The sequence below is a fragment of the Paenibacillus sp. IHB B 3415 genome (assembly GCF_000802655.2).
Lineage (GTDB): Bacteria > Bacillota > Bacilli > Paenibacillales > Paenibacillaceae > Paenibacillus_AQ > Paenibacillus_AQ phytohabitans.
In genome coordinates this window covers 17,400-29,502 of record NZ_JUEI01000073.1, presented here as the reverse complement: position 1 = coordinate 29,502, position 12,103 = coordinate 17,400, and the positions used below count along the sequence as shown (strand labels likewise).

General features: G+C 43.7%; 4 protein-coding genes. All 4 read left to right on the top strand.

Annotation, left to right across the window (positions count from 1 at the left end; all coding sequences use genetic code 11):
- The first annotated feature begins 781 nt into the window (after positions 1-781).
- The 4 genes from QW71_RS27535 to QW71_RS38295 all read left to right on the top strand — a co-directional run bounded on the left by QW71_RS27535 (position 782) and on the right by QW71_RS38295 (position 12,057).
- A complete protein-coding gene (locus tag QW71_RS27535; RefSeq protein ID WP_039306896.1) occupies positions 782-1,117 on the top strand; it encodes a hypothetical protein in 336 nt (111 codons plus the stop codon).
- A gap of 303 nt (positions 1,118-1,420) precedes the next feature.
- Positions 1,421-6,979, top strand: coding sequence for a S8 family serine peptidase (locus QW71_RS38300; protein WP_052770305.1), 5,559 nt, complete (start codon positions 1,421-1,423; stop codon positions 6,977-6,979).
- Between the two features lie 16 nt (positions 6,980-6,995).
- Positions 6,996-7,844, top strand: coding sequence for an imm11 family protein (locus QW71_RS27525; RefSeq protein WP_039306893.1), 849 nt, complete (start codon positions 6,996-6,998; stop codon positions 7,842-7,844).
- A 226-nt stretch (positions 7,845-8,070) separates the two neighbouring features.
- On the top strand, positions 8,071-12,057 hold the full coding sequence (locus tag QW71_RS38295) for an OmpL47-type beta-barrel domain-containing protein (RefSeq protein WP_160311848.1): 3,987 nt from the start codon (positions 8,071-8,073) through the stop codon (positions 12,055-12,057).
- Positions 12,058-12,103: the final 46 nt, after the last annotated feature.

The window sequence follows — 12,103 nt, the reverse complement described above, 5'->3', positions numbered from 1 at the left end:
TGTTCCAGCCATTTCGTGGTTTTGGGATACTCCCTTTTTTGGTGTCTGCATAAACGTTCTGAATAGGAAGCTGAAATCAATAGGGGACAAGTGCCAAGTTATAACTCTCTGCTCCAGCCTTTGGGATATGTTTTTCAGATTGTGAATGAATTCGGCAAGATACAGCTGAGATTTTACAAATTTTGTAGTTGAGTGTATTTGATAATATGTTTATTCTTGTTAAGTAAAATTCTGGATCTGATTATTTGACGATAATTTATTGAATAAAAACTGAGGTGCATGAATGAAGGTATATGAATTAAAGGTTAACCATTCCAACACAACTACATTAATTATGAAAAATCGTGACGCACTTTCGTCTCATCCTATTCGAAGTGACTTTAAAGGACAAAATCTAGCCCGAGATTTGCAGCCCGCTGAAATGCAGACTTATAAACGCAGAAAATTTTGAATTTCCGTATCTGATACCCGAGAAACCAATAGTCTCCGAAAAGGTTATGCAAATTCTTAAGCCTCATACACCTACTGAGGTTGAGTTCCGTCCCCTTTTACATAATGAGTTTGAACTTTATTTGATGAATGTAACGAATATTTTGGATTGTGTGGACTGGCAGCGTTCGGAAGCACAATGGCTTTATGAATAGTATTTTATGCGTTTTGATAAACTGGTATTTGATTTTGCTAAAATCCCGAAAAATACATATCTGTTCAAAACGGAAGAGCTGCGACAACAAAAGTGTTTGTTACTTAATTATTCAGAGAGCTTATAGAAGATTATCAATTGCCAGGTCTGGACTTCTCTGTCGTATACGATTCGGAGTTCACAGAGGAAATGGAGCAAGAACGGCAGCTTAAATATGAAGAAGCTCTGCTGGTCATTGAGAGAAACAAGGGTGAGGAGTTCATCTATACAGAAGCAGAGCAAAGAATGGATCAAGGTCAGGCTGTGGGCAGCGGAAAATGGAGAATGCAGTTTGATGATGACGGTGAATTTTGGCTGGGAGAATTGACACTGGAGCTGATATACCGGTGGGGGAGACCGGTGTATATCCCGCCGATTCTGCTTGGCTATACCTGGCATGAGGTGGAGAAATGTGAAATTGACAGCTTCAATTGATAGTTGATATTAGTATATTGGATGAATGTATTCAGCTCTGCAGAATTTCGTTGCAGGGCTTTTTGGCATTTTTGTGACAGCGGGTTGCCAGCAAGTAACAAAAAATAGGGTTCAAGGGCCATGAAACTACAATAGCCACCAGCCTGCGGCGCATGTCTTTAGTAGTATCTTTTGAATTGCGTCATTTTTCGACATAAAATTACATAATAATACAATTTTAATTGTTGTTAGGTTTTTGTTGAAAGATTATCCTTTCTAAGTGGTGTATTAGGAGGGAAATCTATTTAATAGGAGGAAATTTGTTTGAAGAAGATAGTCACTTTATTTTTAGTTTTATCTATCTTGCTTGGTAATGTCAGCCAGATGTCGGGCTATGCTACTGCTACAGGAGCTGCTGAAAGTGGCCTCCTCACTGAGAATAAGCCGTCGCTCGAAACTGTTGAATCAGTGCCATTGGTCTCGAAAAGTACAAACGATGCAGTTAGTGAAATTCTGTCTGCTATGACAGTAACACAAGATACATACAGTAAAAGTATACGGGGAAGATATTTAGTCAGCTTGAAAAAAGATTATCCTGTAAGTGTCTCAAGTGTAGTTTACAGTGTGTATGCAGAAACACTTGAGGCTGGTTTTACGGATAGTGCTGTAAATCTGAGCACTTTCGCGGAGATGAGAAAGCAGCAAAACAATGAGGATCTTGCACACAAAGTTAATCTATATCATGTGAAGGGCCTGGAGAGTGCCAATGCACTGTATATGGAATTGCATCCGGAAGAAGTCAACCAGTTGCTTGCAAATCCAATGGTTGCTGCAGTTGAAGAAGACAAACCGATACAAATTGCGGAAGAGAAGGCACTCACACAGGTGGAAGAGCAGCCGATCAAGGAAAGCTCACAAACGATTCCTTGGGGCATCCATTCCACAGGCTCATATATAACCAGACAAGCTGTGGGTTCAGGGGATAGCCGGATTAAAGTGGCGGTCTTTGATACGGGAGTATCTAACCATCCTGACCTGAGTATTGCAGGTGGAATTAGTTATGTGGACAATTCCCCGGATTACGGGGATGAGAAGGGGCATGGAACACATATTGCCGGTACGATTGCCGCCTTGGATAATTCATTTGGTGTAGTAGGTGCTGCATCGGAGACCGAACTTTACGCGGTAAAAGTGGCGGACTCCTCCGGCGACGGATATACAAGTTCGGTCATTCAGGGAATCGAATGGGCTATCGATCATGATATCAATATGATTAATATGAGTTTTGTATCTGCTCAATATAGTGAATTACTGCACAAAGCCATACAAAAGGCAAGCTCTGCCGGAATCATTATTGTGGCTGCGGCAGGCAATAACGGTTCCGGAGAGGACACCGTGCAATATCCTGCTAAATACCCTGAGGTTGTTGCGGTCGGAGCGATAGAGTCATCACACCACCGTACGGACTTCTCGGCTACAGGCGATGAGCTTGATCTTGTAGCACCGGGCTTTGGTGTAATGAGCACGATGATGAATGGTGGGTACGGTGTTTCCTCCGGAACGTCCAACGCAGCTGCACATGTCACGGGAGCTGCAGCATTATTCTGGTCTCACCATCCGTCGCTCAGTGGACAGCAAGTTATTGACAAGTTATATGAAACAGCGACACCACTCGAAACATCACATGAAGCCGGTCACGGTATTATTAATATTGCTAAAGCAGAAGGAGTCATTACAGGTTCAATTGCCCCTTTATCAGAAGAAAATCTCTCAGGGCTTAATACAATCATTCCTTCTAATCCAGATAGTGAAATAGGAATTGCCTCTTATGATCCTAAGAATGACGGCGCTTCTATCCATCCTGGGGAATCGGTTACAGTCTCCCTAAAGCTGGAAGGAGATGAGCATGGGGAGAACCCGCATCAACGGGTTGATGTGGAGGTTACTTCCGCCTCCAATCCGCTTCAAGTCATTGCAAGTAAAACGATAACCGGAGTCGAGCTGGACAAGGATATTCCCTATACTTGGCAGACTTCTTCCTCTACGCCTACCGGTACGTATACAATCAAATACAAATTTCCTGCAGTACCTTCAGGGTTATATGATTATCAGTTTACTGTTTATGTGACTGAAGCAGGCATAGGGCAAGATACTTTTGAACCTAATGACACCGTTATAACCGCCAAAAATGTATTCCCGGAGAATAGTTATATCTCTTATATTTCCTCAGCCAGTGATGTGGATTACTACAAGCTGACAGCTGAGGAGACTGGACAAATTCCTATCGGGCTAACCATTCCCTCGACGGTAGATTATGAACTAGATATTTATACCGCATCGGGACTTCCTATATGGAGCTCCTCTAATGGTACAGGTGCAGCAGAGCATGTGGATTTACAAATAACCAAAGATGAAGTCTATTATCTTAAGGTCACCGGATTCAGCGGCCAGTTCAGCTCCTCACCGTATACTTTAATTTTAGGGGCCATTGAAGCACAGCCTTTTGCAGTTCCTACTGGTCTGGAAAAGACAGAGTATGCTAACAGCATCAAGCTGACCTGGGATGCGATGCCTGGGGCTGTACTCTATAAACTTCGGATTAACGGAGTAGATAAAGGTACCTCAAGCGTCAATTCATACACCTTTCTAAACTTGATATCCTCACAAGGCTATCTCCTGGAAGTAGCCGCAGTGTATCCGGAAGGTACCAGCGCTTATGCCTCTGTTCAGGCTTCTACTACCTTGCCGGAACTAATTGTATATCAGCCGCAGGATGTAAATCAGGCCTCCCGCAGCACTCAGCTGTTCAGCTTCAAGCCGGCTACAACCGGGGTGTACCGGATTTTTACCAGTCCGTACCAAGGCAGTGGCCCTGCCGTGGATACCGAACTTTCAATATATAATAATCTGCAGCTGGGTAAGCAGCTTGCAGTGAATGATGATACGAATGACACGGTCTTCTCGGAGATCCGAGTCAGCCTGATTGGCGGACAGACTTACTATGTCAAAGTAAATGGTTTTGATACAACCGCTTTGCGTACGAGAATTACTGCGGATGTCATCAGCTCAAGCATTCCTTACATTCAGCAGGATCATGCAGTTGATATTAACGAACAGGCTGGTAACAGCAATGTATACGTCTTCGTTCCGGCGAATACCGGTAAATTCAGAATAAACACTAACCGCTATGGCGGAAGCGCAAGTTCGAAGGCTAACGATACGGATCTCTCTATATTTGCGAGTGTAGATATGGAAGAAACAATTACCGGCGGCTATAACGACGATAAAGCAGACTCCGTGTTCTCAGAGGTGACTGTGAATCTCAGTGCGGGTGTTCCGTATTACATTCGTGTAGATGAAGTGAATGGCGGCAAAACGTATGCACGGCTGCTGGTCACTTCAGCTGGACAAACTGCATTTACCTCCCTGAACACCGGGATACCAATCGACTTATCCAAGACCAGTGGTGAAGAAGCTTATTTGCAATTCACGCCTGCGGCGACAGGCCAATACCGCTTCTTCACTTCCAACTATCAGGCGACTTCGGAGCTGAACGATACCGAAATAGCCTTATATACGGACACAGATCTTCAGAATTTGCTTGACTCCAATGATGATGCCCGTGATTACAGACCGTACGGTGAACATTTCTCGAAACTGGAAGTGAACTTAACTGCGGGGACGACTTACTATGTCGCTCTGCGAAGCTTCGGCTCAATCAACGGATTGCAAACGCGGTTTGCAGTGGAAGAAATGGGGCATAACACTGCGGGTTCTGCGGTGAACTTACCCTTTGGTGAATTAGTAACTACAGATTCACAAGGTGCTCCACTCGCAATTTCATCCTTGTACGATACCGATTATTATAAAATAGATTTGACTGCCCCCGATCAGATCAGCTTGTATCTGTCTCAGGGTGACGGGACCATTGAGGATCCCCACGGAAATATCAGAGGCTACTTCAGTGCTGATGGGCAGATGTCGTTTGATCTGGATGCCGGGACATATTATCTGAAGATCCAGAGCGGTTGGGAAGGTCCCGCTTGGGGTTTTTCAAAATTTGAGTATGAGTTGTCAGCGGATATAAATATTATTGAGTACACACAGGGTGAAAATGAGTTCATGTCTGTCTTGCGTGCTCAAAAAGCAAGCGCAGTGAAAAGCTTTGATGCTACGCCTGGTAATAAAGGTTCTGTTAAAGTTCAATATAAAAATAAGGCAAACAATACTAACCTTAAGGTAGAGATCAGAACAGCTAATTTAGCAAATGGGATAAGTGTTTATGAATATACCAAGGGAGGAAGTTTTAACAAGAATACACTAACCGACATTTCCTGGAATGGAGCGGTTGATTCCAAGTCTGCAGATAAATATTGGTATGCGAATTATACTGATGTAATCTCAGGAACGCCTCAGTACTGGGCGAAGGATGGTTATTATAAGATTTTTGTATCACGTCTGGAAGGTAGTAAGAAGAAACAAACTCAAGAATTCCTGGTGCAGGTAATCAACGATCCGTTAAACGGGCTGAATATTATTCCGCTGCCTCCGACCACGGAAAAAGGTAAAAAGATTACCTCTAAAACGGATCCTTGTAAAGCATGCAAAAACTATTTTGAACGCTATATTTTGCACCCTAATGATCATTCCTATGACCTGACATATGGAACATGGTTTGCAGAAGTATACGGGTTGACAGGTATCCAGCAATTTGGTGCTGGCGCGTTAGCACTAGCCACATGCAGTGAAGGTACAGCCAAAGTGCGATTACAGTGTACCTTGAGCTTTGTTGGGATGATACCGATACTTGGTGAAGGTGCTGATGCAATTAATGGCGTGATTTACTTTGTGAATGGTGATTATATTGACGCCTTATTGTCAGCCGGAGCTATCGTCCCATTCGTAGGTAATTTTGTGACAGTGGGAAAGAAAATTTCATATACCGCAGCTAAACGTGTTGAACTAGTCTATAAATTGAACCCCTGCGGATGCGTTCCTGAAGGAACGGAGATTATTACCAAAGATGGACCCAAGCCAATAGAACAGATTCAGATTGGCGATCTTGTATTGGCTAAAGATACGGATACCGGCAAACAAGCCTATAAACCTGTCGTGAATTTATTTAGCAGGGAAAATACCGAGATTTATAATCTTGGAATTCAAGGTAAAATAATTCAAAGCACAGGTAACCATCCGTTTTGGGTGATAGGAAAAGGCTGGGTAACCGCTGACGAGTTAACTTCTGGGGATTTATTAGAGACACAAACAGGCACTGCTGTTGTTTTAGAGTCTGTTGAATTAAGCGATAAAGAATCAAGAGTTTACAATTTTGAAGTAGAAGGATATCACACTTTTTATGTCTCGGCGCTGGGCCTTTTAACGCATAATACAATTGCAGCTTGTGAATTGTCTAATTATGCTAAGGTAGTACCTCATAGATTATCTAAACGAACTACTGGGGGGAACTCGGCAATTCTAAATGCAGAATTGAAGGCAGCTACGAATATTAAAAAAGAGCCTAACTGGGAAGCGCATCATCTAGTTCCTGCAAAAGAACCGTCACAAGCAGCACAGGAAGCAAGAGATATTCTGGCGAATGTTAACATTGATATTAATTCATCAGCAAATGGTGTCTACTTGCCTCCAGCAAAACTAAAGACATCCCCGTCTACACTATCACTGGAAGACGGAAAGTATTTAGTCTCTACTCATAACACCGACCATGCTGAGGATTACTTTGAGACCGTTAGAGATGCACTGAGGCCAGTAAAGAAAATCACAGATCCTAAGGAAGCGCAATTAGCAGCAATTGAAATACTGAATGGTCTAAGGGAGTCGCTTTTAAGTGGGAAATTGAAAATATTTAAGGAAATAGAAAATTGAAAAATGGGGTGTTTAAGTGAAAATATATGAATTTAAAGTTAATTACTCCATAACTACTACTCTGATTATGAGTGATAGTGTTGAAGGACATTCATCTCATTCTATTAATACTGATTTTGAGGGACAAATCTTAGCCTATACTTGGCAACCCGTTGAATTGCAGACACATAAAGAAAAGTCTTTTAATGAATTCCCACATTTTGTAAATGGAAAACCTGTAGTATCTGAAAGGGTTATGCAAATACTTAAGCCATATACAGCACATGAGGTGGAGTTTCTTCCTCTCATGCATAATGAGTTTGATATATTTATGATTAATGTTACCAATATTTTAGACTGTGTGGATTGGCAGAAGTCGAAGGCCAAATGGTTCAAAGAGAAGTATTTTTTAGGTTTTGATGATTTGGTATTTGACTTTGCTAAAGTCCCTGAAAATACTTATATGTTCAAAATTAAAGAATTGGCAGCAACTAGAGTTTACGTTACAGAATCATTCAGAACAATTATTGAAAAACACCAATTACAGGGTCTGGATTTCTCTGTCGTATATGATTCGGAGTTCACAGAGGAAATGGAGCGAGAACAGAAACGTAAATATGAAGCAGCACTGCTGACCATTGAGAATAACAAAGGTATGGAATTTACTTATACTGAAGCTGAGCAAAGAATGAACCAAGGCAAGGCCGTTGAAAGCGGAAAATGGAAAATGCAGTTCGATGAACAAGGAGAAATGTGGCTGGGAGAACTAATGCTGGATTTGAAGTATAAATGGGGAAAACCTGTGTATATCCCTCCTATCCTCCTTGGATATTCTTGGCATGAAGTTGACTTAACTCAAATTAAATTGAAGCGTACGGAGGAATGAAATGTACTCATTAAAGCGGTCTTTTACATTGATCATAAGCTTTGTCCTTGTCTTCACGCTTCTTATCCCCGGTATTGGAACTGGAACACCTTCGGCGGCAGCCGCCGAGGGTGCCCCGGTAACCGGACACCTGCTCAAAGGCAATCTTAATGTTAACGGAATTTATTATGGGACAGTAGAGCTTGGGCTTTCCGTTCAGAACCCGGGTTCCGGAGTTTCTTCAACCTTGTATAGTCTGGATGATGGAGGATCTTGGCTGACCTACAGTCAACCGCTCTCATTCTCGGACAAAAGAGTATATCATATTCTTTATCAGTCTCTTGGACTAAATAACAATAACGAAGCACCCAAAGAAGTTTCTTTTACGATAAAGAAAGATAATTTCCCTCCTGAAACATCCGTTACTGTGAATGGGACGTTAGGACAGAATTCTTATTACACCAGCGCTGTTACAGTTTCCCTGAACGCAAACGATGCACATTCGGGGATACAATATTCAGAATACAGCCTAAATGCGGGACAGAACTGGAACCGGTACATTACTCCTTTTGCCGTTGAGGGTGCTAACACAATCATTCATTATCGATCCGCGGATATAGACGGTAACGTGGAAAAAGCGAAAAAAACCAAAATCAGTGTAGATATGGAGCCTCCGTCTTCTCCTGACTTCAAGATTAGTCCGGATGTCTGGAGCAACTCCACCTTCACTGTTACTATAACGGATGGTATTGATAGTCAGAGCGGTACGCTGAAATCACAGTATCGTGTAGGAAACTCCGGAGAATGGCTCGATTATACGCAGCCTGTAGAAGTAAGTGGAGATGGGCAGACCAATATATATGCCCGGACACTGGACTACGCTGGAAACAGCAGTGTGGTAGCTGAATATACATTGCAGTTTGATAAAGTATCTCCGACAGTTCCAGTAATTAGTCTTAGCACATCTGATTGGACGAATGAACCGGTCTATGTCAGCCTGGATGGTGGAACAGATGCAGAGAGTCTAGTCCGAGGCTACGATTACAAGGTTGGTGGGGCCACTGAGTGGAGTGAATACGTTAATTCATTTCCTGTCCGTGGAGAAGGGATCACCCAGGTTTATGCTCGGACGATTGACATGGCGGGAAATGTAAGTCCAACTGCTGAAGGGGCCGTTAAAATCGATTTAACTCCGCCAATTGCGCCAGCGAATGTTTTTAAAATCAATCAATTTGGAACTTCGGCCCTAATCCGCTGGACAGTTGGTTCAGATGGCCTGTCAGGAATGAATGAGTATGAAATACTGAACGGAGAAGAGCTGCTCGGCATCACGAAGGATCGGCAGATTAAGCTGGAGAATCTTCGCCCGAACGAAAAGTACTCCATTACTGTAGTTTCTATCGATAATGCGGGGAATGTATCTGAAGAAACAGTTCCTCTAATCTTCTTCACCAGCAGCATTGCGGTATCCGGATACCGTGATCATAGCTTTGCCTTAAATAATCAAGGAGAAGTCTGGGGCTGGGGTCTTAATAACAGAGGGCAACTTGGGGATGGAACATTTACCACCCGCAATACCGCTACAAGAATTTCAGCGCTTGATGGTTTTTCTATGATTTCATCCGGATTGACCCAGAATATTGGGCTGCGTGCCGATGGGACCGTGTGGACCTGGGGACAGGATAGCTACGGCATTAATTTATCCTTGAAGGCTGTAGCCGGACTTGATCACATTGTGTCTATCTCATCCGGTCTCGGACACTTTGTTGCCTTGAAAGAGGATGGGACGGTCTGGACTTGGGGAAATAACGGTTTCGGACAACTGGGTACTGGGACGATCAATAGCTCAGCTACTCCTGTGCAGGTCAGCGGATTGAGTTCGGTTGTTTCGATTGCTGGCGGATATTACAACACTATGGCGCTAAAAGAAGATGGTACGGTATGGATCTGGGGAGATGGCTCCAGAGGAATTCTTGGTTATAATCCAACTGCTGAATATAAGCAGCTTATCCCTTTGCAGATTCAGGGGCTGGCAAATATTATTCAGATTGATTTCTCCTATATGCATGGGGCTGCTCTGAAGAAGGACGGAACTGTGTGGACCTGGGGCTTCAATGCAAATGGTCAGCTTGGAAACGGATCAACTTATGATGCTCCTGCCCCGGCAAAGGTTCAGAATCTGAGCAATATTATCAAAATATCTTCCTCTTATGCTCATAATCTGGCGTTAACTGGTGAAGGCAAGGTCTGGAGCTGGGGGGACAATGCACAGGGTGAATTGGGAGATGGCACTATTGTGCAGAACAGACTTGTCCCTGTTCGAGCTGCGCATTTGGATGGAATTGCCGATATTGAAGCTGCTGAGTTTTACAACTTTGCTGTAAAAATGGATGGCTCACTTTGGGCATGGGGGGTTAATGATGACGCTCAATTGGGTACAGGCAATTTGACCCCGCAGCGTACCCGTACGATAGTAAGCGGAATAAGTTATCCGGTCGATACGCTGGTTCCTGCTGCACCAGCCCACTTGATCACTGCGGGTAAAACAGCAACTACAGCTGTGCTGTCTTGGGACGAAGCTTCTGATAATCACGGCATCAAAGATTATCTAGTCTATCGGGGGACAAATCTGATTCAGGCACTTCCTGTTGACGGGAACTCGATTGATTCAGTAACCGGGTACACGGCTACAGGTCTTGCGCCTGGAACAACGTATACATTCTCTATTAAGGCGAGGGACTATGCCAACAATATTTCGGCCTCTAGCAATGAGGTTTCGGTAACGATGGAGGCTTCCGCGCCAATGGCGATCTCCGCGGGATCCGATCAAACCTACGCCCTTAAGAGCGATGGTTCTGTATGGGCATGGGGCAGCAACTATAGAGGACAATTAGGAAATGGCACATTGTCTACTTCGTATACGGCCTCACAGACTGTGAATCTGTCATCGATGACAGCCATCTCCGCTGGTGGTTCTTACGGATTGTCGTTGAAAAGTGATGGCACAGTATGGGGGTGGGGTGATAACTCCATGGGACAACTCGCCAATACAGACCTGTCATCCCAACAATATTTGCCGCTCAAAATTGAGAATTTCAACTCTGTTACAGCTATATCTGCAGGTCATACGCACGCACTGGCGCTGAAGAGTGACGGAACAGTGTGGGCGTGGGGATCAAATTACTTTGGTGAATTGGGTCTTGGAACTACCGGTAATAAATATGTTCCTACAAAGATACCTTCACTCAGTGGGGTGAAAGCGATAAGCGCAGGCATGTTCTACAGTCTTGCGGTTAAGACTGACGGTACCGTCTGGGCATGGGGGACGAATATGAATGGCCAGCTTGGCAACGGTTCTACAACAGATTCAATGGTTCCAGTTAAGATTAACACGTTGCTCAATGTAAGCAGTGTTTCTGCAGGTTTCTATCATGCTCTTGCGCTGAAGACTGATGGGACCGTCTGGGCATGGGGGAGTAATTCATATGGCCAGCTTGGCGATAAAACATATTCGGATCGTTTCAATCCTGTAAACGTATCTTCTGTTAACGGGATTACACAGATTTCCGCAGGCATGTATCACAGCATTGCAAAGAAGGATTCTGCTGTCTACAGCTGGGGCTACAATGCTTCAGGACAGTTGGGCAATAACAGTACAGGTGCTACTTCAATACCTGTAACAGTTTCAACGATCAGCACTACCAAAGACATGGATGCAGGTGTAAGCCATAATGCGGTGATTGACGGTAACGTGGTGAAGACTTGGGGCAGCAATAGTGGTGGGCAACTGGGTAATGGAACATCAAGGGATGCCTTGGTTCCTGTAACCGTGCTCGGGTTAACTCCTGGCCAAACTGCATCTACCAAAACCATTAATGCCAGTACTCTTTTAACCAATGAATTTGCTGACAAGATAGATGCCAGGCAGAGTGTTATTCAGGGGCTGAAATTCCCCGCCGAATTTGTAATGCCTGACTTAATTGCTCCTACTGCTCCTGCTCATGTAGGGATCACGAAGAATGCTGGTGCAGCCGTTCTACAATGGGATGAATCAAAGGATAATATAGGCGTCAAAGAATACTGGGTGTACATGAATGAAGAACTCGTACTGAAGACAGTCGAACATGAAGGAATTGAATTACAGATTCCTGACAATGAGTTGGTCTCTATTACTGTAATTGCTGTAGATGAAGTAGGTAATGTCTCGAAGTCCAGCATGCCTGTATCGCCCTGATAAATAGAAAGTATTCACGAAAAAAGGACCTTCAGATTCTGAAGGT